This is a genomic window from Acinetobacter sp. HY1485, assembly GCF_027568475.1.
In the GTDB taxonomy this organism is placed as follows: domain Bacteria; phylum Pseudomonadota; class Gammaproteobacteria; order Pseudomonadales; family Moraxellaceae; genus Acinetobacter.
The window spans coordinates 1-26,588 of the sequence record NZ_JANKZG010000004.1 but is presented as its reverse complement, the minus strand read 5'-3'; the positions used below and the strand labels follow the sequence as shown (position 1 = coordinate 26,588).

The 26,588-nt window shown below is 37.6% G+C and carries 26 protein-coding genes and 1 rRNA gene; 9 read left to right on the top strand and 18 right to left on the bottom strand.

Translation table 11 applies throughout. The features are described 5' to 3' along the window. Window position 1 precedes the first annotated feature (1 nt). Both PCI70_RS05415 and PCI70_RS05410 read left to right on the top strand, forming a co-directional pair. Window positions 2-679: a 4'-phosphopantetheinyl transferase family protein gene (locus tag PCI70_RS05415; RefSeq protein WP_269914327.1), complete on the top strand. Its 678-nt coding sequence runs from the start codon at window positions 2-4 to the stop codon at window positions 677-679. A gap of 112 nt (window positions 680-791) precedes the next feature. Continuing rightward, window positions 792-2,024: a mechanosensitive ion channel family protein gene (locus tag PCI70_RS05410; protein ID WP_269914326.1), complete on the top strand. Its 1,233-nt coding sequence runs from the start codon at window positions 792-794 to the stop codon at window positions 2,022-2,024. On the opposite strand, the gene astE is transcribed toward PCI70_RS05410, so the two are convergent. From astE to PCI70_RS05345, 13 genes are all read right to left on the bottom strand, one after another. Next, complete coding sequence (astE, locus tag PCI70_RS05405) at window positions 1,999-2,964, bottom strand: succinylglutamate desuccinylase (RefSeq protein ID WP_269914325.1); 966 nt, start codon at window positions 2,962-2,964, stop codon at window positions 1,999-2,001. The two genes, PCI70_RS05410 and astE, sit on opposite strands and share 26 nt — an antisense overlap. A 12-nt stretch (window positions 2,965-2,976) precedes the next feature. Continuing rightward, a complete protein-coding gene (astB, locus tag PCI70_RS05400; RefSeq protein WP_269914324.1) occupies window positions 2,977-4,317 on the bottom strand; it encodes an N-succinylarginine dihydrolase in 1,341 nt (446 codons plus the stop codon). A gap of 11 nt (window positions 4,318-4,328) precedes the next feature. Then, entirely contained in the window at window positions 4,329-5,789 is a 1,461-nt protein-coding gene (gene astD, locus PCI70_RS05395; RefSeq protein WP_269914323.1) for a succinylglutamate-semialdehyde dehydrogenase, read from the bottom strand. Next, window positions 5,773-6,816, bottom strand: coding sequence for an arginine N-succinyltransferase (astA, locus tag PCI70_RS05390; RefSeq protein WP_269914322.1), 1,044 nt, complete (start codon window positions 6,814-6,816; stop codon window positions 5,773-5,775). The genes astD and astA overlap by 17 nt, the downstream gene beginning before the upstream one ends. 11 nt (window positions 6,817-6,827) lie before the next feature. Then, window positions 6,828-8,042, bottom strand: a complete 1,215-nt coding sequence (locus PCI70_RS05385; protein ID WP_269914321.1) for an aspartate aminotransferase family protein — start codon at window positions 8,040-8,042, stop codon at window positions 6,828-6,830. A 79-nt stretch (window positions 8,043-8,121) separates the two neighbouring features. Beyond that, window positions 8,122-9,393: a Glu/Leu/Phe/Val family dehydrogenase gene (locus PCI70_RS05380; protein WP_269914320.1), complete on the bottom strand. Its 1,272-nt coding sequence runs from the start codon at window positions 9,391-9,393 to the stop codon at window positions 8,122-8,124. A gap of 291 nt (window positions 9,394-9,684) precedes the next feature. Continuing rightward, the gene (locus tag PCI70_RS05375; protein ID WP_269914319.1) at window positions 9,685-11,100 is read right to left on the bottom strand and encodes an amino acid permease; all 1,416 of its coding nucleotides are present in this window, start codon (window positions 11,098-11,100) and stop codon (window positions 9,685-9,687) included. Between the two features lie 450 nt (window positions 11,101-11,550). Continuing rightward, a complete protein-coding gene (locus tag PCI70_RS05370; RefSeq protein ID WP_269914318.1) occupies window positions 11,551-11,811 on the bottom strand; it encodes a hypothetical protein in 261 nt (86 codons plus the stop codon). A 21-nt stretch (window positions 11,812-11,832) separates the two neighbouring features. Continuing rightward, the gene (locus tag PCI70_RS05365; RefSeq protein ID WP_269914317.1) at window positions 11,833-12,165 is read right to left on the bottom strand and encodes a hypothetical protein; all 333 of its coding nucleotides are present in this window, start codon (window positions 12,163-12,165) and stop codon (window positions 11,833-11,835) included. A gap of 94 nt (window positions 12,166-12,259) precedes the next feature. Further along, window positions 12,260-13,957, bottom strand: a complete 1,698-nt coding sequence (locus tag PCI70_RS05360) for an NAD-dependent malic enzyme (RefSeq protein WP_269914316.1) — start codon at window positions 13,955-13,957, stop codon at window positions 12,260-12,262. 101 nt (window positions 13,958-14,058) lie between these two features. Next, window positions 14,059-14,313 (bottom strand): type B 50S ribosomal protein L31, encoded by a 255-nt coding sequence (locus tag PCI70_RS05355; protein ID WP_269914315.1) that lies wholly within the window; start codon window positions 14,311-14,313, stop codon window positions 14,059-14,061. 52 nt (window positions 14,314-14,365) lie between these two features. After that, window positions 14,366-14,905, bottom strand: coding sequence for a TetR/AcrR family transcriptional regulator (locus PCI70_RS05350; protein WP_269914314.1), 540 nt, complete (start codon window positions 14,903-14,905; stop codon window positions 14,366-14,368). A gap of 1 nt (window position 14,906) precedes the next feature. After that, window positions 14,907-15,239, bottom strand: a complete 333-nt coding sequence (locus PCI70_RS05345) for a DMT family transporter (protein ID WP_442865162.1) — start codon at window positions 15,237-15,239, stop codon at window positions 14,907-14,909. 124 nt (window positions 15,240-15,363) lie between these two features. Here PCI70_RS05345 and argS point away from each other — a divergent pair, with 124 nt between their 5' ends. Together argS and PCI70_RS05335 are read left to right on the top strand one after the other, a co-directional pair. Beyond that, entirely contained in the window at window positions 15,364-17,148 is a 1,785-nt protein-coding gene (gene argS / locus PCI70_RS05340; RefSeq protein WP_269914312.1) for an arginine--tRNA ligase, read from the top strand. A 17-nt stretch (window positions 17,149-17,165) separates the two neighbouring features. After that, window positions 17,166-17,720 (top strand): SPOR domain-containing protein, encoded by a 555-nt coding sequence (locus PCI70_RS05335; protein ID WP_269914311.1) that lies wholly within the window; start codon window positions 17,166-17,168, stop codon window positions 17,718-17,720. 10 nt (window positions 17,721-17,730) lie between these two features. On the opposite strand, the gene PCI70_RS05330 is transcribed toward PCI70_RS05335, so the two are convergent. Further along, complete coding sequence (locus PCI70_RS05330; RefSeq protein ID WP_269914310.1) at window positions 17,731-18,600, bottom strand: DMT family transporter; 870 nt, start codon at window positions 18,598-18,600, stop codon at window positions 17,731-17,733. A gap of 119 nt (window positions 18,601-18,719) precedes the next feature. On the opposite strand from PCI70_RS05330, the gene PCI70_RS05325 reads away from it, so the two are divergent. Then, window positions 18,720-19,598 carry a helix-turn-helix domain-containing protein gene (locus tag PCI70_RS05325; protein ID WP_269914309.1) on the top strand — a complete coding sequence of 293 codons (879 nt, stop codon included), beginning with the start codon at window positions 18,720-18,722 and terminating at the stop codon, window positions 19,596-19,598. Here PCI70_RS05325 and PCI70_RS05320 read toward each other — a convergent pair. The 3 genes from PCI70_RS05320 to PCI70_RS05310 form a co-directional block, all read right to left on the bottom strand. Then, window positions 19,534-20,013 carry a DUF523 domain-containing protein gene (locus tag PCI70_RS05320; protein WP_269914308.1) on the bottom strand — a complete coding sequence of 160 codons (480 nt, stop codon included), beginning with the start codon at window positions 20,011-20,013 and terminating at the stop codon, window positions 19,534-19,536. The two genes, PCI70_RS05325 and PCI70_RS05320, sit on opposite strands and share 65 nt — an antisense overlap. Further along, on the bottom strand, window positions 20,000-20,623 hold the full coding sequence (locus PCI70_RS05315; RefSeq protein WP_269914307.1) for a glutathione S-transferase family protein: 624 nt from the start codon (window positions 20,621-20,623) through the stop codon (window positions 20,000-20,002). The genes PCI70_RS05320 and PCI70_RS05315 overlap by 14 nt, the downstream gene beginning before the upstream one ends. Before the next feature lie 623 nt (window positions 20,624-21,246). Continuing rightward, complete coding sequence (locus tag PCI70_RS05310; protein WP_269914306.1) at window positions 21,247-22,539, bottom strand: MFS transporter; 1,293 nt, start codon at window positions 22,537-22,539, stop codon at window positions 21,247-21,249. Between the two features lie 96 nt (window positions 22,540-22,635). Between PCI70_RS05310 and PCI70_RS05305 the strand changes: the two genes are divergently transcribed. From PCI70_RS05305 to PCI70_RS05290, 4 genes are all read left to right on the top strand, one after another. Then, window positions 22,636-23,235 (top strand): GH25 family lysozyme, encoded by a 600-nt coding sequence (locus tag PCI70_RS05305; protein WP_269914305.1) that lies wholly within the window; start codon window positions 22,636-22,638, stop codon window positions 23,233-23,235. After that, on the top strand, window positions 23,235-24,290 hold the full coding sequence (gene dinB / locus PCI70_RS05300) for a DNA polymerase IV (RefSeq protein ID WP_269914304.1): 1,056 nt from the start codon (window positions 23,235-23,237) through the stop codon (window positions 24,288-24,290). Before PCI70_RS05305 ends, dinB begins: the two co-directional genes overlap by 1 nt. Window positions 24,291-24,401: 111 nt before the next feature. Beyond that, window positions 24,402-25,691, top strand: coding sequence for a shikimate transporter (gene shiA, locus PCI70_RS05295; RefSeq protein WP_269914554.1), 1,290 nt, complete (start codon window positions 24,402-24,404; stop codon window positions 25,689-25,691). A gap of 12 nt (window positions 25,692-25,703) precedes the next feature. Beyond that, window positions 25,704-26,057, top strand: coding sequence for a RidA family protein (locus PCI70_RS05290; protein ID WP_269914303.1), 354 nt, complete (start codon window positions 25,704-25,706; stop codon window positions 26,055-26,057). Between the two features lie 412 nt (window positions 26,058-26,469). Here PCI70_RS05290 and rrf read toward each other — a convergent pair. Further along, a 5S ribosomal RNA gene (gene rrf, locus PCI70_RS05285) occupies window positions 26,470-26,584 on the bottom strand. Window positions 26,585-26,588 lie beyond the last annotated feature (4 nt).

Below are 26,588 nucleotides of genomic sequence, written 5' to 3'. Positions count from 1 at the left end.
AATGCATTGTTTTCAACATCAAATCATTCAGCATCAACATTTTACGTTCTCTAAAGTTTATGTTGAAGATTTAGCACCGCAATACTTAGAATACGCCTATCAATTTTATAACATTCAATATCCTATAAAATTTCATAATTTCAAACCCAAGAAAAAACTTGAGTTTTTATTGGGGCGTATTGCTTTATACCATCAACAACAATGGTATGGTGATTATTTTAATCTTAAAAATGGTCAATACGGGCAACCTTTATGGCCGGATTCGTTTTTAGGTAGTATTAGCCATACCATGATAAATGAGCGTTCAGGTGTCGCTATTGCAACACTCAATATTGATCAACAGCATATTGGGATAGATATTGAACTTAAAAGAAATACATCATTTTTTATAGAAAATTCTAACTTCTTAAATCAATTTCTTCATGAATCTGAGCAATATCAATTAAAGTCTTTTTCAAAGGACAATTCTTTATTTTATTTAATTATTTTTTCTGCCAAAGAAAGTGTTATTAAAGCCATTTGTAGCCAACAACACATCATTCTAAATTTTCATGATATTCAATTTTATCACTATGATTACTTAAAACAAAAAATGACATTCAAACTGAGTAAAACCCTTAAAGTTAGTGTGAATTACCTCATTTTAGAACAAGAAATTATGACCTACTGTGTCCTTTAAAATATCAATCATGTAATGAATGATTGCGATAATAATTTAAAGTGTTTCTGGCCATTATTTTGTTCCAATCTAATGATAAAATCACGCCACTTCAAAACGCTACATAACACCCATGAAAGAACTACGCGAAAGCTGGCTATGGATTCAAAATAATGAAACGGCATACTCATTATTAGTGATTGCCTTACTCATCTTAACAGGGCTCATTCTTGCGGTCATTTGTCGCTTTTTCTTGGTGAACATGTTTCATAAGTTCATCATGCACTCTTATAAAAAACAAGAATTACTTGATAAAGAGATGCGGGTGTCTAAACGCCTTGCAAGTACCATTCCTATTGCTGTGGTCTATTTTTTATCACAAAAAGAAATTATTGGTGTATCTACAGGCTTTTTAGAAGCCACCAAAACCATTTGTGGTATTTTATTTATCATCTATATGAGCTTGTTTATTAATGAGCTCTTGGATGCATTTAACAAAACCTACTCTATTCGTAAACGTAGCAAAAACCATTCTATTAAAGGCTATGTGCAAGTCGCAAAAATTGGGGTGGCTGCCATTGCCCTCATTTTAATTGTTGCGACACTTTTTAATAAATCACCTGCCATTATTATTTCAGGCTTAGGGGCAATTGCTGCTGTCATTATGTTTATTTTTCAGCACACGCTTACCTCTTTGGTTGCAAATATTCAAATTACTTCATCTGAAGTCATTAAACTCGATGATTGGATTGAAATTCCACAATCTAATATCAGTGGCGAAGTGGTCGATATGGCATTGCATACCATTACTATTCGGAATTGGGACAATACGCTGTCTCGTGTACCCACTAAAAACTTTTTAACGGAACCTTATACTAACTGGCAACCCATGTTCTCTTCGGGTGGACGGCGTATCAAACGTAGTTTTAACATCGACCAACTTTGCATTGAGTTTGTAAGTAACGAAATGCTTGATACTTTGCGTGGACTCTCTCACGAGCGTTATCAAGTTTTGGTGGACTACTTAACCAGTAAAATGGTGACATTAAGCGATGCCGAATTGATTAACCATGGCATCACCAACTTGGCTTTATTTAGACGCTACATTGTTGGCTATTTAGAACAACGTTACGATATTTGCGAAGGTCCTTACCTGCTTGTACGCCAACTTAATCCAACTGCTGAGGGTATTCCACTTGAGATTTATTGCTTTACCTCAAACGTATTTTTAACAGAATACGAAGAAACACAATCTGAGATTTTTGAGTATGTCTTGGCAACAGCTAAATACTTTAACCTCAGAATTTATCAACGTCCATCAGGCAAAGATATGACCATGCTTAGTTATCAAGACTTGTCAGAATAAGCCCTGCTCTTAAACCAATTTTTACATTTGGATTTGGAAATAAAATCCACACTTGTTCAGATGCAACATCATCATGCCCTGTTTGTGTTGCAATAATTTCATCTTTTTGAAATGTCGAAAAATTTGGGGCATCGCTTGTTAAGTTCAGCACAAAATCATCATGTTGCTTAATAATAGAATTGACCACTTTAAAATTTTGAAGTGGCTGTTTTTGGCGTTTTGGTAGCTCTATTTCAGCAATAACCGCTCTAATTACTTGATTAATCGCATCAAATGCCTGTAAATCATTTTGCCCAAACGGTTTGGCTTTACCTAACTCAAGTGTGCTGCTAGAGGCATTAAATGTTTCGCTGGTAAAGTGAGTAAACGTTTTACCCACCGCATTGTGATACACCACAGCATCTAAGTCGGCAGCATCTAAACTTTGTAAAAGCACCTCATCAAAAGCATGGGTTTGATACGGCATCATCGCAAACGTAGGCAACAACGACCCACGAATTGCTGTATGCAAATCGTAATGATAACGGTGTGTTTTATCCGCTTCAAAAAAATCTGTAATCAACTGTTCTAACTGTTTTGCCCGCAGGGTTTCTTTTAATAATTCAAGTTGCTGATATGCCCCACAAAACATACGGTTCATATCGTTATCTAAATAGCGTTGACCTGCACGCATTGCATCGGGGTTACCAAATACAATCAGTAACCGTACTTTTAAATTTAAATCACCTGAAAATAAATCTTGGCAAATGTCATTTAAGAGTTCGATGGGAGCCGTTTCATTACCATGCACCCCCGCAGACAACACAATGGATTTGCCATAGACCTGATGTGGCGTACATTGCAATACACCCTCTGCCAACCATTGCCATGTAAACTGGGAGGTCTCTCCTTGTTTTACTTGTAGCGTTGTTTGATTCAGTGTCAGTGTCAGCAAATCCATGTGTCTTATTCCTTATCTTTGAAAATCGTAAACCGACCCTAGTTTTAAAATTTGCGTCAGCTCATCTAATGCACTACGGCTTTGCAACAATAATTCAGGATCAGCCAATTCTTCTTGTGCCAACTCATCACGATAATGACGATCTACCCATGCATTTAAGGTATTAAACAAGGTATCATTCATTAAAATATTCGGGTTTACAGCATTGAGTTCTGCTTGGCTGAGTGCCACACGTAAACGTAAACATGCAGGACCACCACCATTACGCATACTTTCACGTAAATCAAATACCTTAATGTCATCAATTGGCGTGCCTAACTTAATCATATCGTTTAGATAAGACCAAACTGCTTCGTTTTGACGAGATTCTTCAGGCACCACAATACTCATTTTGCCATCTGCACGTGTCAAAATTTGGCTATTAAATAAGTAAGTATTCACTGCATCTGCCACCGTTACTCGCTGTGCAGGCACTTCAATTGGAATAAACTGCTCATCCAAATCTGCCATTTTTTGGCGTATTTCTTCCAACGCTTGGGCTTTGTTCACAAAGGCATGCTCATGGTAAAACAGTACTTGCTGATTACTTACCGCAATAACATCGTTATGAAACACACCTTGGTCAATGACATCAGGGTTTTGTTGTACAAATACCGTCTGTGCATCATTTAAATGATGTAAACGTGCAATGGCTTGGCTTGCCTCTAACGACTGACGTGCAGGATATTTTTGAGGTGCAAGCTGTCCGCCAATAAACTGTTGACCATACACAAATATTTGAACGCTTTTACGGTCGTAGGCACCGCCTAAACGGTTATGGTTTGCTGCCCCTTCATCACCAAACATACTTACAGGCGGTAATGCATCGTGATGGGCAAAGTAAGCATCATTATTAAACATGGCACGTAAAATACGCCCTGTGGTTGGATGCTCAATAGAACGATGGAACTTATTATTTAAGTTTGCTGTTGTAAAGTGAACTTTACCATCTGCACTATCAGCAGATGGGGAAACCGTACATGAATTGGCTGTCCACATACATGAAGCTGAGCTTAAATTAGACAGTAATTGAGGCGATGTTTTCATTGCCTGCGTAATTACCTGCTCATCTGTACCTGTAAAGCCAAGTTGACGCAGTGTAAGAACGTGCGGACGCTCTTGAGGTGCAAAGACTGCTTGTTTTAAGCCTAAATCGCTTAAGGCTTTCATTTTTAACAAGCCCTGCTTTGCCGCAAGTTTTGGGTTAGAGGTATTTTTACTGTTTTTTGTGGATGCTTCATTACCAAATGAAAGACCTGCATAATGATGCGTAGGACCCACTAAGCCATCAATATTTAATTCATAACCTGACATGCAAACGCTCCTTATAGCACAATCCCGGGTGATAATGTTTCAGGTAAGCTCACGGTTTTACCTTCTAAAGATGCCATTGGCCACGCACAATAATCTGCTGCATAAAATGCACTTGCACGGTGGTTACCCGATGCCCCTACACCGCCAAATGGTGCAGCACTTGACGCACCTGTCAGTGGTTTATTCCAATTTACAATGCCTGCACGTGCTTCAATTAAGAGTTGTTCAAAGCGTTCACGCTCGGGCGATACCAAACCAATCGCTAAACCAAAACGGGTGTTGTTGGCTTGTTTAAGGGCATCGTCAAATTCTGTATAACGGCAAATGGTGGTAAGTGGGCCAAAATACTCCTCGTCAGGTAAATCTGCTACACCCGTTACGTCTAATATGCCTGCTGTGAGCAAAGATGTATCTGCTTGTGGACGGGTCATTTCTAACAATGGTGTTGCACCTAGCTCAATCAGCTGTTGTTGCGCCTTCATCATGTTCGTGGCTGCTTGTGATGAAATTACCCCACCCATAAATGGTTGTGGCTGTGCATTCCACTCGCCTACCACTAAATTTTTAGCAACTTCGACAAAACGCTGAATAAACGCATCACCTGCTGAGCCTGTTTTTACAAAGATACGGCGTGCACATGTACAACGTTGCCCTGCAGAAACAAATGCAGACTGAATTGCAAGATTAACCACAGCATCAACATCGATTACATCATCAACAATCAAGGCATTGTTACCACCCATCTCTAGTGCAAGAATTTTTTCTGGTGCACCTGCAAGTTGCTTATGGAGCACATAACCTATATTGGCACTGCCTGTAAATAACAAGCCATCAATCTCGTGTGCCTTAGATAATGTCTCACCTGTAGTACGCCCACCTTGTACAAGGTTAAGTACACCTTGTGGTAAGCCTGCTTGTTCCCATAGCTTAATCGTTTCTTGGGCGGTATACGGCGTTAGCTCGCTGGGTTTAAATACAATGCTGTTCCCTGCAATTAAAGCAGGCACAATATGCCCATTCGGTAAATGTCCCGGAAAATTATAAGGACCAAACACCGCCAAAACACCATGTGGACGATGACGCAATGACGCTGTACCCACCGCAATTTCCGATGTACTTTCGCCTGTACGCTCATGATAAGCTTTAATGGAAATCGCAATTTTCCCAATCATGGCTTGCACTTCTGTCAGTGTTTCCCACAATGGCTTGCTTGTTTCTAAGCTAATCACTTCTGCTAAATGTTGTTTATGGTCTGCTAGTAATTTAGCAAAACGCTCAACCACTGCAATACGCTCATTTAATGGTGTACGTGCCCACGTTGGAAAGGCTGAACGTGCCATTTGGCAAGCTTGCTCTACATCTTGGGCAGTGGCTTCTTCACCTGTCCAAATTGTTTCATTAGTGATCGGGTTTGTTTTTGTAAATGTTGCACCATGACCTTTTTGCCATGTGCCATTAATAAATTGTGTCATTCTTTTTCTCCACATCTAATGCCAAAACACGCACTGTATCTCCTGCTTTAATCTGTAAAGCATGGGCTTGTTCTGCGGTTAGCTTTAATTCTTGTCCATGAATATGTGTATTAATTAAAATTGCGCGATATTCTTGATAACGATCATTTGCCACCAAGTACGGCGTGGTACGGGGCATCTCTTGGTCTGTAATGACCACATCTAAAAACAAACTTTCTTTTACAGCACGTAAGTCTTCAATATTGGCTTCAATGGTTGGCCCTGCATCAAAAATATCCACATAGCCTTGATAATGCATACCTTCGCTTTCAAGTAAGTGTTTGGCAGGTAATGTTTGTTGATGTGCTTTACCAATGACTGCTTGAGCGTCTTGTGGCAGTAAATCAACATAGACAGGAAAACGCGGCATTAACTCAGCTATAAATACTTTTTGCCCCACACCACTTAAATAGTCCGCTGTGGCAAATTCCATATCAAAAAAGTGATGACCAAGTGCCGTCCAAAATGGTGATTCGCCTTTTTCATCACAATAACCACGCATTTCTGCAATGAGTTTGCGTTGGAAACGATCTTGGAAAGCAGCAAGAAACATAAAACGGCTTTTTGATAAAAATTTACCGTTTTTATTTTTACGAAATTCGGGATCTAAAAATAAAGTACAAAGCTCGCTTGAGCCTGTGTGATTGTTACTTAAAAATAAAGTGTCTAAAGACTTATATACATTGAGTGCTTTAGATGCATGGACTTGCTGTCCCACATGAAAGTTATAAAACGGCTCGGTTAAACCTACGGCAACTTCTATACCACTTACACCCACCACCTGTTTGGTTTGGGTGTCTTCTAAAACGAACAGATAGCCTTGTTCTGATTTTTGCAGATTTCCAATAAGTGTGTTTTGTGTCCGTTTTAATTTTTCTGCAAGTGCATCTTTGTTTTCAGGCAAAGAAGTCAAGCCAACGCCTGACTTCTTGGCTAATGTATAAATGTCTTCTAGATCACGATGTTCTGCATGGCGGATAATCATCATGATCTATTTCCTCACTTCACAAATCGTTGTAAAGCACGCTCAAATCGTGCCAAACCTTCGTCAATATCTTCCATTGGAATAATCAGCGATGGTGTGAAACGTACCACATTCGGTCCTGCAACCAATGCCATTAAACCTTCTTCGGCAGCAAGGTTATTAATGTCTTTTGCTTGACCGGCATATTCAGGTTTTACCACACAGCCAAGTAATAAGCCTTGTCCACGTACTTGTTCAAATACGTTATATTTTTCGTTTAATGCATTTAGTTTTTCAACAAAATAGGCATAACGTTTTTTTACACCATCAAGTACTTCAGGGGTATTAATAAATTCAAACACCGCCCCTGCAACCGCACTTGCAAGTGGATTACCGCCATAGGTTGTACCGTGGTCGCCTACTGCATACATATTGGCAAATTTATTTGTAGTAATCATTGCCCCTACAGGAAAACCACCACCCAATGCTTTTGCAGTCGTTAAAATATCAGGTGTTACACCTGTATTCATATAAGCATACAGCTCACCTGTACGCCCAACACCTGTTTGCACTTCATCAAAAATAAGCACTGCACCTTTTTCATCACACAGTGCACGTAAACCTTTTAAGAACTCAATATCAGCAGGAACTACACCACCTTCACCTTGAATAGGCTCTACAATTACTGCACAGGTCTTGTCCGTAATCACGGCTTTCGCTGCTTCTAAATCATTAAACGCAACATGTTCTAAACCGCCCGGGAGTGGTGCAAAATCTTGCGAATATTTAGGTTGTCCGCCTGCCGTTACTGTAAATAACGTACGACCGTGAAACGCATTTTTGAAAGCAACAATTTGATTTTTATCGGATTTCCCACTCATTAAACCCACTTTACGTGCAAGTTTAAGTGCTGCTTCGTTGGCTTCTGCACCTGAGTTACAGAAAAATACTTTGTCTGCAAAGGTATGTTCAACCAATTGTTTAGCAAGTTTTAATACAGGCTCATTGGTGTAACCATTGCCCACATGCCATAATTTTTTTCCTTGTTCGGTTAATGCATTTACTGCCACAGGATGTGCATGTCCTAGAGCATTTACCGCAATACCGCCAGCAAAATCAATATACTCTTTCTCGTTTTGATCCCATACGCGAGAGCCTTCACCTCGGACTAAAACAAACTGTGCAGGTGCAAATACAGGCACCATATATTCATTAAAGTCACTACGATTGACTTGATTTTGCTGTTCCATCCTAAACCTCTTGATTTACTAAATTTTAATAATGAAAGTAAGGCAGCAAGCTGCCTCTACTTTCTTCAAAGATGGCGCATTATCCAGGGAAAATACCACGTTCTTTACGTGCTTTTAGAATACGTTCACACGCTAAAATATAAGCGGCTGTACGTAAGCTACATTCCTTGTCTTTTGCGGTATTCCACACATCATTAATGGCTTGAATCATCAACTTGTCTAAACGCTCGTTGATTTCTTCTTCTGTCCAGAAGTAACTTGCCATGTCTTGTACCCATTCAAAGTAACTTACTGTTACCCCGCCTGCATTACAAATCACGTCAGGTACAACCGTTACACCGCGTTCTACCAATACATCATCTGCTTTTGGATACGTTGGACCATTTGCACCTTCTAAAACTAATTTAGCTTTTAGATTTTGCGCACGTTCTAATGTAATTTGTGCTTCTAATGCAGCAGGAATAAGAATGTCCATATCGACATCCCAGAATGCTTCATTGTCAATCACTTGCGCATCTGCAAAACCTGCCACACCTTGATGTTCTTCAACATGCTTTTGTAATGCTTTTACATCAAAACCTTCAGCATTAAAAATTGTGCCTGTATGATCTTGCACAGCCACAATTTTGGCATTGGCTTCGTTGAATAAGTAAGCAGCTTCACTACCTACGTTACCAAAACCTTGTACTGCCACTTTACTGCCAGCCACTTCTAAGCCAATTTTCTGTGCTGCTTGTAAACCTGTAACAAATACGCCACGCCCTGTTGCACGTACACGCCCTAAAGAGCCACCTAAATGCACAGGTTTACCTGTTACAACACCTGTTACCGTATGACCTTGGATCATTGAATAAGTATCCATCATCCAACCCATAATATTTGGGTTTGTACCTACATCAGGTGCAGGAATATCGGTCTGTGGACCAATTAAACTACTAATTTCTGTTGTAAAACGGCGTGTTAGACGCTCAAGCTCACGTGGTGACAACTGACGTGGATCAACACGAATACCACCTTTTGCACCACCAAATGGCAAGTTAAGCACAGCAGTTTTAATGGTCATCCATGCAGACAATGCCATCACTTCGTTTAAGTCTACATTCGGGTGATAGCGTACACCGCCTTTACCCGGACCACGTGATAAATTGTGCTGTACACGATACCCTTCAAAATGACGAATTGAACCATCGTCCATTACAATAGGCACATCTACAATTAAGGCACGTTTCGGACGTTTTAATGTTTCGATGTATTGTTTTAAGTCACCTAAATGTGGTGCGACACGATCAATTTGTGCTAGATACGTTTGCCAAGCATCGCTGTGTTCATTTGCATAAGAAAGGTTTGACATAATTCCTTGACCTTTAAAAGTTTAGATAAAACTGCTTGCTTTAATATAGACAGTTTCATCACTCGTCCTTTAGAAACTCAATTATATTTGGATAAAAATAATTGAACTTTTCTCACTTCAAAATCAGTTTTTAATGGTTTTAAAGTACGTAAATTATTTATTACGTGATAAACATCATCATATACAGGCTATTTAAAAAAGCAATCAGCTTAAAATTAGCTCAAAACTACTAAATACATGATATTTAAAACAATTAAAATTAGCGATGTCATTGGATTTAATGGATAAATTCTATGTTTTTAAATCATTTTTCCTATATAAAACATAATAAGAAAAATAACACAACATAATAAAACCAATACAACTATAAAATCCTGCACGCATAGTTTCATCTGTCACCATACTTAAACATGTTAAACCGCAGAATAAAAATCCAACAATTGGCGTTAATGGAAATAACGGCGTAGCAAAACGTAAATCTGCTTTTGTTTTACCTTTACGTATCCATTGGCGGCGAAAATTAAATTGACATACACAAATCACCATCCACACCACCACCATCGTAAAGGCAGCTACGCCAAGCAAGTTTTCAAAGATGACTTTAGGTGCAAATTGTTCAGACAATAACCCTGGTATAGCGCCTAACATAGTCACTAAAATAGCAACGATTGGGGTGCCTGAACGGGTGAGTTTTGAAAATACAGCAGGTAACTGTTTTTTGATGGAAAGAGACCACATCATTCGAGAAGCAGCAAACAAACCTGAATTTGCAGCCGACAACAATGCAGTGATAATCACAAAACGAATAATATCTTCTGCATAAGGAATACCAATGTAACTAAACACTGTTACAAAAGGACTATTACTCACGCTATTACCACTAAAACCTGTTTGCTCATAAGGTAATAAAGAACAAATTACGACGATGGTACCTACAAAAAAGACCAACAAGCGCCAAATTGCCGTGTTAATGGCTTTAGGGACGTTTTTTGCAGGATCTTCTGCTTCTCCTGCTGCTACGCCAATCAGTTCTGTCCCTGAAAATGCGAAATTTACAATCAGCATGGTGCTAAAAATAGGAAGTAAGCCATGTGGAAACCATCCTTCTGCCCTAAGATGGTGCAATAACGGTGCTTGTGTTTGCCCATGAAATGGAATAGCACCAAAAATTGCAAGCATGCCCAATAAAATAAAACAAATAATGGTAAATACTTTAACTAAAGCAAGCCAAAACTCAGACTCTGCAAACAAACGAGTAGATGTTATATTCAGCACTAACACCAAAATGGAAAATAAAATGGTCCACATCCACATGGACGTATGCGGAAACCATTCTTGAATCAGCAATGCAGCAGCGGTAAATTCTGTCCCCAAAGTGGCTGTCCAAGTTAGCCAATACAACCATGTCACCATATATCCTGTTGCAGGTCCAATATACATTCTTGCATACTCACCAAACGAACCCGATACAGGTAAATGCACTGCAAGTTCACCCAAACACAGCATCACGGTATAAGCAACTAAGCCACCTAATAAGTACGATAAAATGGCACCTATCGGTCCAACTTGCGAAATTACATCACCAGAACCCAAAAATAATCCTGTTCCAATTGCACCACCAAGTGAAATCATCACCAAATGGCGTGTGTTCATGGCACGCTTTAATGGCGTGGCATTAGAACATCCGTGTTCGTGAGATAAAGACATAGTACAATACGCATAAAAATTGGACTCAATTTCATTCTATGAACTTTTTATAAATATGCAATATGGTCTACTTTCTACCACTAAAGTCGCATAGATCCATTACTATAAAATCAAGATTAAATATAAAAATCATATAGTTACCTTGTATTTTTGGAATTTTTATAATTTATTATTATTTTTAAAATAAATCTAAATATAAATACCATTTATTTGAAAAATATAAGTGTATTGCATGCCTAACTTAGCACTTGTTTGGTGTTTTCTCATTAACCCAAATACAAATCATTATTCATTTGGCTACTCTTTTATTTTTAAAAAAAATACCTTAAAAATTATTATTTATAAAAAAAATACCTAATTCTACACAGTTTTTTTTATTTTAATTTAGTACATTTTGATGTCATTTTTTTGACAAAAAAATAGGCAGCAATTGCCACCTATTTTTAAATATTAGTGAGAATGATGGGGCATACTCGCCATTTCCTCATCACTCATTTGATGATTCATTGCGGCTGAGCCTTTATCATCCATCTGATGATCCATTGTTACCGAACCTTTATCCCCTGACCATGTCTTTGCATAGTTTTGTACGTCTCGTGCATCATTTTTTACAGAAAGTAGTAACAATCCTAAAAACACAACCCCAAATACCACACCTGCAATCACTGCAATCCAACCTTTTGAACTCGATTTTTTAGCGTCTTGACTCATTTTCATACCTCAAATTTAAAATTAAACCCACAATACAAACGCGTTATTAGGCGGGGCATGACTTAAAGGACGGCTATAACGGACAAGTAAGGCAAAAAGATGTTTAAACGAAATTGCCAATAAATATGCAACCACACATGCCCATACCACTTGCCATAACCGAGGCAATTCTGGAAAAAACAAAACATGATGGTGGAAAGAGCAAAACAAACAAGGATGATGTAACTTAGCTTTGCTATGAATAACTTTTTTAGTAATTTCATGACAAACATTTGGATTTTCAGACGTACCGCTCAATGGCTGTAAAAAAAGCCACGAACACACGCATAAGATGATCACAAAACGGTTTGCCAATGCAGATCCAGTTATCTTGCAGTTGCTTCATTTTATGTCATTTTAAAGTGAAAAACACGCCTTTAGGCGTGTTTTTCTCGCAACTTACTGTATTTTAAAACGGTACACGCTTATATTGACGGTACTCAGGTTTCCAAAAATTTCGCTCAATGCTCGCCTGTAAATCTTCATCAGAAATACGTGGTGCAACACCTGCATCCATTGCCGCTTTAGCCACTTGAAAGGCAATAATTTTAGATACTTTCTGAATTTCATTCACATCAGGTAAAAGGTCAGCGTTTAAATCGGTCAACATAGGTGAACAATCTGCTAAAGCATTACTTGATGCCATCAACATGCTGTCGGTTACACGCGTTGCATTTGCAGCAATCACACCTAAACCAATCCCTGGGAAAATATACGAGTTATTACACTGCGAAATATTATAGATATGACCTTTATAATTTACAGGTGCAAACGGGCTACCTGTTGCAATTAATGCTTGTCCATCCGTCCATTCAATAATATCAGCAGGCATTGCTTCTACACGTGACGTTGGATTAGACAATGGTAAAACCACTGGACGTTCACAATTGGCATGCAATGCTTTAATTACTTCTTCGGTGAACAATCCAGGTTGTCCAGACACACCAATCAGCACGGTTGGTTTTGCATTTTTAACAACATCTAACAATGAAATAGTATCTTCTGCATTGCCCCAATGTGCCACTAAATCAGGCTTTTGTGCCAATTTACGTTGGAAGTCCAATAAATTTGGCTGATTTTCGGTAATCAAACCAAAACGATCTACCATTAAAACACGCGCACGCGCTTGTTCTTCGCTTAGACCTTCAAACATCATCTGTGCAACAATTTGTTCTGCAATACCACAGCCTGCTGAACCTGCACCTAAAAAAGCAACTGTTTGATCTTTTAAGTGCTTACCTGCAGCACGGCTTGCCGCAATCAATGTAGCAACTGAAACTGCCGCCGTTCCTTGAATGTCATCATTAAAACAGCAAATATTATCACGATATTTTGTCAGCAAAGGCATTGCATTTTTTTGTGCAAAATCTTCAAATTGAATGAGCGCTTTTGGCCAACGGCGACGAATTCCCTGAATAACTTCATCCACAAAATTATAATATTCTTCACCGCTAATACGCGGTTTACGCCATCCCATATAAATGGGGTCGTTTAAAAGCTGTTGATTGTTTGTTCCCACATCAATGGTAATGGGTAACGTATATGCAGGACTAATACCACCACATGCGGTATAGAGCGACAGTTTTCCAATTGGAATGCCCATACCACCAATTCCTTGGTCGCCTAATCCTAAAATACGTTCGCCGTCTGTAATTACAATCACTTTTACATTTTTACGTACCACATTATGCAAAATAGCATCAATATGTTCACGGTCTGGATAAGACAAAAAAACACCACGGTGACGGCGATAAATATCAGAAAAACGCTGACATGCTTCACCCACTGTTGGTGTATAAATAATTGGCATTACTTCTGCCATATGATCGCTGATTAAACGATAAAATAAAGTTTCGTTGGTATCTTGAATATTACGTAAATAAATATGTTTGTTAATAGCTGTATTAAACGCAGTAAATTGCTGATAAGAACGCTGACTTTGTTCCTCAATGGTCTCAACAATATGGGGAATTAAGCCATGTAAATTAAAACGTGTGCGCTCATCTTCGCTAAATGCAGAGCCTTTATTGAGTAAAGGAAGTTCTAGTAATGTGTTCCCTGCATACGGAATATAAAGCGGACGCTTTGCTGGTGTTTCTGCGGTCATACCTATCCTCATCATTTATACTGCGACTAGATGCTTAGCTTACGTGTTTTTTGACTCAAATAGGTATTTTCATTATTTATAATGAAGATTTTACAAACCGATTAACGGCGTTTTGCAAAACGCGCAAATTTACGGTTAAAGCTTGCCACACGCCCATCCGTACTTGCCTGACGCATTTCACCTGTATAAAACGGATGAGAAGCGCTCGAAATATCCAAAATTACATAAGGATATTCAACCCCTTCATAAACTTTGGTTTGCTTAGGTTGTAGTGTCGAACCAATGACAAAATAAGCATCGGCACTGGTATCGTGAAAAAGAACTTTTTGGTATTGAGGATGAATATTAGGACGCATATTAAAACTCCTTGCATTATTGTTACTTTATAACATAACAATAATATAAGCACTATCCCATCGGATAAGTTTTTTGTATCAAATATGCTTTTAAATCGTGTTGATCTTGCCCATCAATAAATTGAGTCAACCACAACCCATCGGCAGCATAGCGAATGACCTGTAATTCTACTGCGCTATCCGTTGCTTTATGCTGTTGTAAACGTGCTTCAAACCAAACTTTCCATAAATTTGAGAAAGTTTTATCGGTTAACATTGCCATTGAAAATGCATTCCAACATGGTGCGACATCCAATGTTTTATTTAACGTAATATACAAATAAGCCCGCGTTAAACAGCCGTATGCCACAGGATCTTCTTGAATTAAATCATCAATCACCTCATCAATTTTGGTAAGTGCATATTCAATACATGCTTTTACCAACTGCGTTTTGTTGGGAAAATGATGTAGCAATCCACCTTTGGTAACGCCTGCTTGCTGTGCCACGGCTTGCAAAGACACTCCATTAACACCTGTATCAGCAATCAATGAAATAGCGGTTTCTAAAATCTTACGTTGTGTTTGTTCGGGCATTTTTTTAGGTTGATGCATATTAATGTCCTGCTGTTTTAGAAAATAAATTAATCACCAATACACCCAATACAATCAGCGCAATGCCCACCATTGCAGGCATATCAATCGACTGTTTAAAAAATAAAATATTAATGATTGCTGTTAATACAATACCCACACCTGCCCAAATGGCATACGCAATGCCTAAAGGAATAGTTTTGACTACCCAAGAAAAAATATAAAGTGCACAACTAAATAAAATAATGACCATGCAAGAAGGCAACAACTTTGTAAATCCTTCAGATTTTGCCAAGCAAGTTGAGCCGAGCACTTCAAAAATAATCGCCACCGCTAAAAGTAAATACGCTTTCATCATCAATACTCATAAGATACCAACCGAATGGTATGTTATTGCACAGGATCATTCAAATCACTTTTCCTTATCGGGTAGAAATTTGCTATATTTACCGTTTTTCTGCAACAGTTTTTCTATTGATATGAATACAGCAATTCAAGCGGCTCTAGACCATGCTGTGCAAACCTTAATTGCACAAGACATTCTTCCTTCTGACTGGAAAAATGCAAGCCATCTTACACGCACAAAAGACCGAACTCACGGCGACTTTGCGTCTAATATTGCAATGACAGGTGCAAAAGCAGCGGGAATGAAGCCACGCGATCTTGCTGAGAAAATTCTTGAAGCTTTACCTGAAGTTGCAGAAATTAGTAAAGCAGAAATTGCAGGTCCTGGATTTATTAACTTCTTCTTAAATGCAGACCAACGCTTTGCTGTGCTTGAACAAATTGCGGCTCAAAAAGAGCAATTTGGACGCACCCAAAGCAATGCAAACCAACGTATTCAAGTTGAGTTTGTTTCTGCGAACCCAACCTCAAGCCTGCATGTGGGACATGGTCGTGGTGCAGCTTATGGTATGACGGTGGCAAGCTTATTAGAAGCAACAGGTGCTAAAGTTGACCGTGAATACTACGTGAACGATGCAGGTCGTCAAATGGATATTTTGGCAACCTCAACCTACTTACGTTATTTAGAACTCACAGGACAAACACTTGTTTTTCCTAAAAATGCCTACCAAGGCGATTACGTTAAAGAGATTGCACAAACGATTGTTGATCAGCACGGTAACACGCTTGTTCACGCGGTTGCAGACATTTATAAAGATGTACCTGAAGATGTACAATATGCCGATGAGCTTGATGCAGAAGGTAACAAAGTTGTCCTTTCTGGCGATAAAGAAAAACATATTGATGGTTTAATTGCCAATTCACAACAACACTTAGGTCAAAACTATCGTGTTTTCCACCAAGCTGCATTACATGCCATTTTAGATGACATTAAAGATGACTTAGGTGAATTTGGCGTAACCTTTAACCAATGGTTTAGCGAAGCAAGCCTTACACAAAAAATTGATGAAGCACTTGAAATGCTTGATCAGCGTGGATTTTTATACGAAAAAGATGGCAATATTTGGTTTAAATCAACTGAATTTGGCGATGAAAAAGATCGTGTTGTTAAACGTCGTAATGGGCAACCCACTTATTTTGCATCTGACATTGCCTATCACTTAAATAAATTACAACGTGGCTATACACACATCGTCAATATTTGGGGTTCAGACCATCATGGCTATATTGCGCGTGTTAAAGCAGCCATTGATGCATTAGGTTATGACTCTAAAAAACTGACTGTATTGCTTGTACAATTTGTAAGTTTATGGCGCGGTGGCGAAATGGTGCAAATGTCATCTCGTTCTGGGCAATTTGTGACTTTACGTGATTTGCGTAAAGAAGTAGGTAACGATGCAGCACGTTTTTACTATGTAATGCGTAAAAGCGAACAACACATCGATTTTGACCTAGATTTAGCTGTATCTCAAAGTAAAGATAACGCGGTGTACTATATTCAATATGCACACGCGCGTATTTGCCGTATGCTTGAAAAAGCAAAAGATACAAACATTGACTTTAGCCAAGCCAACCAACATGTACAACGCTTAAGTTTAGATGCAGAAACTGAAATTTTAGCAAAATTGGCAGCTTACCCTGATGTTGTTGTTCGTGCAGCCAATGCTTACGAACCACATCAAATTGGTAACTACCTTAAAGAACTCGCAGCGTTGTTCCATGGTTGGTATAACGAACATAAAGTCATGAGTGATGATGCTGAGCTTACTCAAGCACGTTTACTGTTATCAACCAATGTTCAACAAGTATTACATAATGGTCTTGCGCTACTTGGTGTTTCTGCACCAAACGCAATGTAATTAAATAAGGGGCTTACGTGTTTAACAAAACGCAACGTGGCGTGTCTGAACGCCCAAAGCAAGATAAGCCACCGCTTATTCCAAAATGGTTTGGTTCTGCGGTGGTGGCGGTACTGATTATTGGTTTAATGAGTGCTTTTATGCTTTGGAAACCGTGGGCTCCTGTGGTGCCCCACAGTGCAGATGCAACAACAGCATCTACTGTGGAAGAAACCAATCAGGATTATCGTTTCTACGATCAATTACCAAAACAGCAAATTACGCCTATTCCAGAACAAGCTGTACCCAATAGCCAACCTAAACCAAGTGGTGTGGTTATTCAAACCGTGGCAAGCGAAGCAGGTGCAAACTTTTATCTGCAAGTTAAAAGTTTTCAAGACCCAGATAGCGCGGATGCAAGACGTTCTGAAATTTTAATGAATAAGCTACCTGCTGAGGTAATTACCAAAGTAGAAGGTAAACAAACTTGGTATCGTGTTATTTCTGGGCCTTATACATCACAAGAAGCTGCCTTGTTAGCACAACAAACCCTACAAAATAGTGGCATTGATTCTATTATTGTAAAAAATTAAACAACGGGCGCTATGCCCGTTTTTTTATAAAAAATACAGCATTACCACATAAGATTAAGACTAGACCTAACATGGCACTTACACTCCAAACATAGCCTTCAAAAAAGGTTGAGATGGTGAGAGCAACCAAAGGAAATAGTAATGTGCTGTAAGCTGCCTTGCCTGCCCCTATTCGACCAATCAAAGAAAAGTAGGCTGTAAATCCCACTACAGAACCAATAATCGCTAAATACAAAATCGCAATTTGATTACCTAGCGTAAATTGCGGGAGAAAATTATACCCTTGCAGCCATGCCAAACCGCCCATAATCAGCATACCGTAAAACATGGCATAAGCATTGGTATTTAAAATATCTAGCTTATTTTTTTGATGGCGAATACTCACCATATTACCTAAAGAAAAGCCGTATGTACCTAGCATACATAGCCCAATCCCTTTAAGGGTTTCGGGTTTAAATGCTGTGCCAATGAGATCATGCCAAAATAACGCCAACATACCTAAAAAACCAAGTAATGTAGCAAGATAAAACTTAAGTGGTATTTTTTGCTTAAAAAATAAATAACTATTAATGGTGTTAAATAAAACTGCCATCGAAAAAATAACAGATTCAAGCCCACTGTTAATATAAGCAGTTGCATGATAAATACAGAAAAAGTTGAAGCCAAAAACACAAGCACCCTGTAAAAAACAAAATAATTGGTCTTTAACACTTAACTTTATGAGTTGTTTACGTATCAATAAAAAAATAAAGATACAAGCAGATGCAATCAAAAATCGCCAAAAAATTGCGACTGTTGGCTCAAGGTTCTTTTGAAACGTCAGTGCAATCCATGTTGTTCCCCAAATTAAAACAACCGCTATATATAAAAATAAATTCATCTAAGTGCCATCCATGCAAAAAATAATTATGACCGATCTAATATGTCTATATTTATATCTACTTGCGCTTGCGTTATAGCATCTTGTGTTTTTTATTCTTTTGTGTAAATAATCAACGCATGGACTATCAAACACTTACTCAACTCAAGCAGTACAAAACACAGTTACTCGATACTGTGCGCTTAAATTCGGGTGTACAACTCGCCTCTTGGCAAAACCAACAAGATTGTGTGAGTGTTTGTGGTAACCATCATACGCTTAGCCTTTATACGGCGGGTGGTTATGAAAACTATAAAAAAACCACAACAGGTTGGAAAAAAGGGGGTGCACCACATCGTTTTTGTTTAATGCCCGAAAATGCCACCTCCACATGGGATATACGCGGTCAACTTTCTTTTACTCATCTTTATTATACAGATGACCATTTAAGACAAGTTGCGACTCAAATTTGGGATAAAGAACCCACATTAATTGAGTTAGATGAACAAGATTTTGTTGATGACCCACAAATTGATTTAATTTATCAGCACTTTTTACTTCAACATAATTGGCATTTAACAGAACATCATTTGCAATTTTCTACAGCTTCAACGCTCTTACTTAATCATGTATTACAACATTATAGTAACGTGCAGTGGCGTCCACCTGTGGTTAAAGGCGGGCTTTCTCCACATATGCTTAAACATATTTTACAGTGGATTGATGCACATTTATCAGAACCTCTTACACTTGCATGTTTAGCTAAACAAACGCATTTAAGTGAATATCATTTTGCTCATATGTTTAAACATTCGATGAATATCGCACCACATACCTATGTGATGCAACAACGACTTAAAAGAGCACATGACTATCTTAGTCATAGCCAAATGAGTTTAACTGACATTGCTATATTCTGTGGCTTTAGCTCTACTGCACATTTAAGTCAGCGTTTTAAAAAATATTTTGGTTATCTTCCATCAGCATTACGTAAAAACTGTGCTCAGAACACACGTTAATACCATGTTGTTGTAGCAATGCGGTTGTTACCCCAATCCCTTGAATTTTAGTCCCTGTAAAGTCACCGTTATAAATAAAACCACTACCACAAGATGGGCTGTTCTCTTTAAGTACCACATGCGTAATTTGATGGTTCTTTACAATCTTCAAAGTATGATATGCACCATCTATATATGCTTGTGTCACATTTTTCCCTGTTTGCTCATATACTTGTGCTGTTCCATTTAGCACATCTGCCCCATTACCGCCCATTATCTCAGCCGATGGGCGTGGTATCGTGAATCCGCCCAATAGCTCAGGGCAGGCAATCATCGCTTTTTTTTCTTTAACAAGTTGGCTTAATTTTAAATTGAGCGCATCTGTAGCATTGTAGCGAACAGGTTGCCCTGCTAGGCACGCACTAATCAATATCATGGCGTTGGGCTCTGCGATAGGCTGGACGTTCTTCTAAACGCTTTAAATAATTTAATATATTTGGAATGTCTAACTGTGTACGCGTCGATAAAACTTTAAGCGGAAATGCCATTTGAATATCAGCAAAAGAAAACTCATCTGCCATATATTCATGCTCACCTAAAAAGTGCTCTACATATTCAATATGGTCTTTTAAACGAGGTTCAATAAAAGACTGTTCAATGCCTTGCGTAATTTTTTGTGCAACAGGGCGAATTAAAAACGGTACTTTGGGTGTCACCAATCCTAGCACCAATTTAAATACAAATAGTGGCATCAGTGAACCCTCGGCATAATGCAACCAAAAGTTATACTGATGAATATTTTTAGGCTGAGTATGCCCATACTGTAATCTTAAGTATTCTAAAATAGCGCCTGACTCTGCATAAGCCACACCATCATCAGTTAAAATTGGGGCTTTACCAAGAGGATGAATTTTTTTAAGCTCGGGTGGTGCTACAAATGTAGGTGAACGCTTATAAAATTCAATTTTATAATCTAAACCGAGTTCTTCTAATGCCCAAATAATACGGCTAGAACGTGATTTTTCTAAATGATGAATCACAATCATGTTTGAAAGACTCCTTATTTGTTCTTATCATAAATAACATAAATTTTACTCAAGTATGCAAACAGAGAAGCAAGACTATTACGTCATTTTAAAGTCAATTAGATCCTATTTAATCTCTAGTTTCAGGATATTTTTTGTGTAGTCTCAAGCTTCTATGCTTATTTTGAGCAAAATTTAATTTGTATCTGATGATTAAAAATCTAAACCCTGCTCTAAATTAACTTTTTAAAGTAATTTTATAATGTCTCTTTTGAAATAAAAACTCTTAGATTAAAAACTATAACTTATAATGCAATAGAGCAAATGAAACCCTCTATTAAAAATCTTGCAGGGTTTATACATCATTACAATTTTCTAAAATAGCGAATGCTTTAAATTAATAAAAAGTGAATCTCTATACAAAACAGCAATTAACAATGCGAAATATACTTTTGAATAAATCTTCTGAAAAGTTACTAAAATTTTAAAAATAAAACGTATGTCGTCACTTAACCTATGCTTCTAAATTTTTTATTTATGGATGATTAAAACAAGTTAAATTTTTTATAAACTAATTAACTCATAATTTTGGCTAAACGCTATAGAGTCAGTTATAAAAAAGCAGATCCTAAGATCTGCTTAACTTAATGGTCATGATGAAGGTATTCAGGATCTTTAGGAATTGCCCAACTACAAAAGAAACAAATAATGAGCATAATCACGACATAAACAAAAAATGTATTTTCAAATCCAACTGCTTTGAGTTGTAGTGCTACAGAAGGTGCAGAACCACCAAATAAAGCATTACCCACTGCATAAGAGAAGCCAACACCTAAAGCACGTACATGTGTTGGAAACATCTCTGCTTTTACTAGTCCACTAATAGACGTATAAAAACTCAGTAGTACCATCATAAAAATAAGCAACAGTGCCACAATAAAAGGAGAATGAGCAAAATATGGCATTCCGATTGCCATAACAGGATAAATAAAAATAGCAATTAAAGCACTAAATAACAGCATCGCTGTACGACGCCCAATTCGATCAGCTAATGCACCAAAAAAGGGTTGGATAACCATAAATACAAATAATGCAGCTGTCATCATATAACTAACTGTTTTATCTGCAATTCCTACGGTATTGGTCAAATATGTTTTGGAATACACTGTAATAGTATAAAACGCCAAAGAGCCAGCTGAGGTATAACCCACCACCAATAAAAACGTTTTCCAATGTTTACGCAATAGCTCTAATAAACTACCTGATGCTTGTTCTTTCTCTTCAGACTTAGCTGTTAGTGTTTCTTCTAAACGGCTACGCGCAAATAGCGAAATAAGTGCTGCACATCCACCAATAACAAATGGAATGCGCCATCCACCATTTTCAAGTTGCTCGTGGCTTAAAAACATCAACATAATCACACTTAATAAGCTCGCAAGCAGTTGACCACCCGATAAAGTTACATACTGAAAAGAAGAATAAAACCCACGCTGTCCCTTTAACCCAATTTCACTCATATAGGTTGCCACTGTGCCGTATTCACCACCAACAGATAAACCTTGTAATAATCGAACGACTAACAGTAAAAAGGGTGCCCACGTTCCCACTGTTGCATACGTAGGTAACATTGCAAATAAAAATGAACTCACTGACATTAAACAAATCGAAATAATCATCGATTTTTTACGCCCATGTGTATCGGCAATATAGCCAAATAACCAACTCCCAATTGGGCGCATAAAAAAACTTGCCGCAAACACACCCCATACATAAACCCCTTTGGTCGTTGTATCCATATCAGGGGCTGTCAGCGCATGCGTAAAATATGAAGCAAAAACTGCGTAAATATAAAAATCAAACCATTCTACAAGGTTTCCAGACGCCGCACCGACAATGCCTTTAATACGGCTACGCCTTTCTTCTACGCTATAATTCATTTTTACTTCCTTTCATTTTATGACAATAAAACATCATAATTTTGGTACGAATAACCTTAAAATACATGCAAGAACTATTCCTTTTCTATGCATACGATGAATATTAAAATCGGTCTTTTATGTAGTAGCTTTATCTTTTTACTTGGTAATACGCAAGGCTTTGATGTGTCGCATCATCAAGGAAAAATTATATGGCACAATATTCCCTCAATATATCGTTTTGTCTATATCAAAGCCACACAAGGAACAAGCTTTACTGATCCACTTTTTGCAGAAAATTGGCAACAGGCGCAACAACATAAATTCCATGTTGGTGCATATCATTTCTTTAATTTATGCCAAGATGGTGCAGCACAAGCCGATCTATTTATTAAAACTGTTCCAAAGCACAAAGAAATGCTCGCCCCTGCCATAGATTTAGAATACGACACCACATGTACCAAAACTAAACAAGAATTAGTCGGTAATATCCAAAAAATGACGCAAAAGATCAAAGGGCATTACGGCATAACACCTATTATTTATACATCAAATACATTTTATAACATCGTATTAAAAGATAGTTTTAATGATTTTCCGCTTTGGCTTAGAGACTACAAACAACAACCCACTCAAAAACACCACTATTGGCAATATACAAATCAGGGTAAAATTTCGGGTATTTCTACACCTGTCGACCTAAATATTCAGCCTTAATGCGCAAAATTATACATATTGATATGGATGCTTTTTATGCTTCCGTAGAGTTGCGGGCACGTCCTCATTTAAAAGATCAACCTGTGGTGATTGGCTCACAACGTCCGCGCGCTGTCGTTGTGGCAGCTTCGTATGTTGCCAGACAATATGGTTTACATTCTGCTATGCCGATGCACCAAGCAAAAAAATCATGTCCACATCTTATTATTATTGAGCCTAATTTTGAGCATTACCGTACTGTTTCTACTCAAATTCATAGTATTTTCAAACAATATACCCATTTAATTGAGCCCATTGCTTTAGATGAAGCATACTTAGATGTGACCACAAATCTTCAAAATATAAGCAGTGCAACAGAAGTTGCTCAACACATACAACATGATATTTATCAACAAACTCAACTCACTGCCTCTGCAGGCGTTGCACCCAATAAGTTTCTGGCTAAAATTGCTTCGGACTGGCAAAAACCCAATGGTTTATTTGTGATTAAACCTGCTCATGTTCAACAATTTATTCAAGATTTACCTTTGAGCAAAATTCCAGGCGTAGGTAGGGTCACTCAAACTAAATTAGAACAGCTTAATCTTTATAAAGTAAGTGATTTACAACATACAGATGAAAGAACCTTAATTCATCATTTAGGTAAATATGGATCACAACTTTATTTATATGGACAAGGGATTGATAAAAGACCTGTCAAAGCAGAACGAGTACGTCAGCAAATTTCCAAAGAAATCACATTCAACCAAAACTTTACTTTAGAGGAATGCCAACCCTATTGGCATGCTCTTATTTCAAAGGTTTGGATGCAACTGCAAGAAAAAAACCTTAGTGCTTCAGGCGTTACTTTAAAATTAAAAGAAGCTAATTTTCATGTTATCCAACACAGTAAACTCTTCACACACCCCTTACTTACGCTAGAGGCATTTGAAAAAGCAGTCTATTGCGTTTTAGACGAAATACATTTTTCACAAAATATACAGTTTCGGCTTGTAGGTATCGGAGTTTATCAACTTATTGATACAAACAACTTACCACAGCTCAAATTATGGTAAAAATTTCCACCAACCTATCGCGCTATAAACAGTTTTCGATTAAGCTATTGAACGCTTTGATGATCAGAACCTTGCTGATCTTTTCTATGGATTTTCGTTTAAATGACCTCAATGACTTCCCTATCTACCGTTAAACTTCAAGAAAAACGTGCAAAAAAAGCAGCCTTTAGTAGTTTTATTGGAGCTGTTGTAGATTGGTATGATTTTTTACTCTACGGTATTGTGGCGGCATTGGTCTTTAATCATCAATTTTTTCCTAGTGTTAGCCCGAGTATGGGTACACTTGCTGCATTTGCAACATTTGGTGTTGGGTTTTTATTTCGTCCTTTAGGCGGTATTGTTTTTGGGCACTTTGGCGACAAACTTGGTCGTAAAAAGATGCTCTTTCTGACTGTATTACTCATGGGATGTGCCACTATTTTGATTGGTGCTCTACCTACATTTGACCAAATTGGTTGGTGGGCACCTGTTCTTTTGGTCACATTACGTGCAATTCAAGGTTTTGCCGTTGGAGGTGAATGGGGTGGCGCAACTTTAATGGCTGTAGAAAGCGCACCTGAAAAAAAGAAAGCGCTTTATAGTAGTGGCGTACAAATTGGTTATGGTGTGGGTTTAATGCTTGCATCAGGTAGTGTTTCTTTAATTATATATACTTTAGGGCAAGAAACCTTCCAAGATTGGGCATGGCGTCTTCCTTTTATTGGTAGTATTTTTTTAGTGGCTTTGGCAGTTTGGGTCCGTGCAGATCAAGAAGAATCTAAAGAGTTTCAAGAAAAAGTTATTACACCTAAAAAATCTCAAAAGTTACCTATTATTCAGGCAATTAAAGAAAACCCTAAAGGGTTCTTTTATATTATTTCACTTAGATTAGCAGAACTTTTAACGATGTATATCGTAACTACTTTTGCGCTCAATTACTCTACGCAAAATTTACATATGTCGTCTCAGGTATTTTTACACATTTCTTTAATAGTAGGTGCGATTAGCTGTATATCTATTCCATGCTTTGCTCATTTAGCAGACAAATTTGGACGCAAAAGAATGTGTGTATTTGGTGGAATTATTGGTGCATTAGCAGCATTTCCATTTTTCTTTGCTTTACAAAGTGGCTCTATTTTTTGGATTATTATTTTTTCTATATTACTGGCAAACTTAGCACATGATATGGTAGTAAGTGTACATCAACCTATTTTTACAGAGCTTTTTGGAACTGAATATCGTTATAGTGGTGCAGGCGTAGGCTATCAACTCGCAAGCATTATTGGCGGTGGGTTTACACCATTTATTGCAGCAGCTCTTATTACCTGTGCAAACGGGCATTGGATACTCGTTGCAATATATCTTACCGTAGGTTGCTTACTTACTGCACTTGTTGCAGCATTAATGAAAAAACAAAACTAAAGGTAATACAATATGATTAAACGTCTAGAAAAAAATGCTCGCTTAGCAGAAGTTGTAATTTCGAATGGTCATATTTATTTAGCAGGACAACTGGCAGATGATATTTCCTTAGATATTGCATCCCAAACCTTACAAACATTTAATAATATTGATAAATATTTAAAAAAAGCAGGTAGTAGTAAAAGCGACATTTTGTCTGCGACAATTTATTTAAAAGATATTAACAAAGATTATAAAATTTTTAATGAACAATGGGATAAATGGATTGATTCTAATCATCCTCCTGCACGTACATGTGTAGAGGCAAAAATGTATGATCCAAATGTACTTGTTGAACTTACTGTTATTGCTAGACTACCAGAATAGGATATGTTTTAGCTAATTTCTTTAAATAAATTAGCTAATAATAAAAATTATATTTATCAATAGCCTTATTAAGTTATTTATCTAGAATATATTAAAAATATTTATTTCAACTAAAGAATTAGGATAGTAAATAAGATAGTTTCAATCATATAACCTGTATCTATAGTAATTTTTAAGAAGAATTATCACTATATATAATACTAATAAAAAATAGCTTACTTTAATTTTAAATTTAGTTAGCACAAATCATAAATATCGCCCAACGCAATGCAGCTAAACTTACAATAGCATTTATACAAGAATGGAATAAAAGTAAATAACTTATAGGCCTCCTAAACTGGAGGCTTTTTATTATACGCAAGTAAATTACAGTTATAAAAAAAGCCCCTCATTGAGGGGCTTTAGAATAATGAGCTGGCGATGACTTACTCTCACATGGGTAACCCCACACTACCATCAGCGCAAAGAGGTTTCACTTCTGAGTTCGGGAAGGGATCAGGTGGTTCACTCTTGCTATGGTCGCCAGCACAA

Bases quoted from the DNA above. Each gene is read 5' to 3' on its own strand.
- PCI70_RS05415 (WP_269914327.1), top strand. From the start codon at position 2: ATGCATTGTTTTCAACATCAAATCATTCAGCATCAACATTTTACGTTC.
- PCI70_RS05410 (WP_269914326.1), top strand. From the start codon at position 792: ATGAAAGAACTACGCGAAAGCTGGCTATGGATTCAAAATAATGAAACG.
- astE (WP_269914325.1), bottom strand. From the start codon at position 2,964: ATGGATTTGCTGACACTGACACTGAATCAAACAACGCTACAAGTAAAA.
- astB (WP_269914324.1), bottom strand. From the start codon at position 4,317: ATGTCAGGTTATGAATTAAATATTGATGGCTTAGTGGGTCCTACGCAT.
- astD (WP_269914323.1), bottom strand. From the start codon at position 5,789: ATGACACAATTTATTAATGGCACATGGCAAAAAGGTCATGGTGCAACA.
- astA (WP_269914322.1), bottom strand. From the start codon at position 6,816: ATGATGATTATCCGCCATGCAGAACATCGTGATCTAGAAGACATTTAT.
- PCI70_RS05385 (WP_269914321.1), bottom strand. From the start codon at position 8,042: ATGGAACAGCAAAATCAAGTCAATCGTAGTGACTTTAATGAATATATG.
- PCI70_RS05380 (WP_269914320.1), bottom strand. From the start codon at position 9,393: ATGTCAAACCTTTCTTATGCAAATGAACACAGCGATGCTTGGCAAACG.
- PCI70_RS05375 (WP_269914319.1), bottom strand. From the start codon at position 11,100: ATGTCTTTATCTCACGAACACGGATGTTCTAATGCCACGCCATTAAAG.
- PCI70_RS05370 (WP_269914318.1), bottom strand. From the start codon at position 11,811: ATGAGTCAAGACGCTAAAAAATCGAGTTCAAAAGGTTGGATTGCAGTG.
- PCI70_RS05360 (WP_269914316.1), bottom strand. From the start codon at position 13,957: ATGACCGCAGAAACACCAGCAAAGCGTCCGCTTTATATTCCGTATGCA.
- PCI70_RS05355 (WP_269914315.1), bottom strand. From the start codon at position 14,313: ATGCGTCCTAATATTCATCCTCAATACCAAAAAGTTCTTTTTCACGAT.
- PCI70_RS05350 (WP_269914314.1), bottom strand. From the start codon at position 14,905: ATGCATCAACCTAAAAAAATGCCCGAACAAACACAACGTAAGATTTTA.
- PCI70_RS05345 (WP_442865162.1), bottom strand. From the start codon at position 15,239: ATGAAAGCGTATTTACTTTTAGCGGTGGCGATTATTTTTGAAGTGCTC.
- argS (WP_269914312.1), top strand. From the start codon at position 15,364: ATGAATACAGCAATTCAAGCGGCTCTAGACCATGCTGTGCAAACCTTA.
- PCI70_RS05330 (WP_269914310.1), bottom strand. From the start codon at position 18,600: ATGAATTTATTTTTATATATAGCGGTTGTTTTAATTTGGGGAACAACA.
- PCI70_RS05325 (WP_269914309.1), top strand. From the start codon at position 18,720: ATGGACTATCAAACACTTACTCAACTCAAGCAGTACAAAACACAGTTA.
- PCI70_RS05320 (WP_269914308.1), bottom strand. From the start codon at position 20,013: ATGATATTGATTAGTGCGTGCCTAGCAGGGCAACCTGTTCGCTACAAT.
- PCI70_RS05315 (WP_269914307.1), bottom strand. From the start codon at position 20,623: ATGATTGTGATTCATCATTTAGAAAAATCACGTTCTAGCCGTATTATT.
- PCI70_RS05310 (WP_269914306.1), bottom strand. From the start codon at position 22,539: ATGAATTATAGCGTAGAAGAAAGGCGTAGCCGTATTAAAGGCATTGTC.
- PCI70_RS05305 (WP_269914305.1), top strand. From the start codon at position 22,636: ATGAATATTAAAATCGGTCTTTTATGTAGTAGCTTTATCTTTTTACTT.
- dinB (WP_269914304.1), top strand. From the start codon at position 23,235: ATGCGCAAAATTATACATATTGATATGGATGCTTTTTATGCTTCCGTA.
- shiA (WP_269914554.1), top strand. From the start codon at position 24,402: ATGACTTCCCTATCTACCGTTAAACTTCAAGAAAAACGTGCAAAAAAA.
- PCI70_RS05290 (WP_269914303.1), top strand. From the start codon at position 25,704: ATGATTAAACGTCTAGAAAAAAATGCTCGCTTAGCAGAAGTTGTAATT.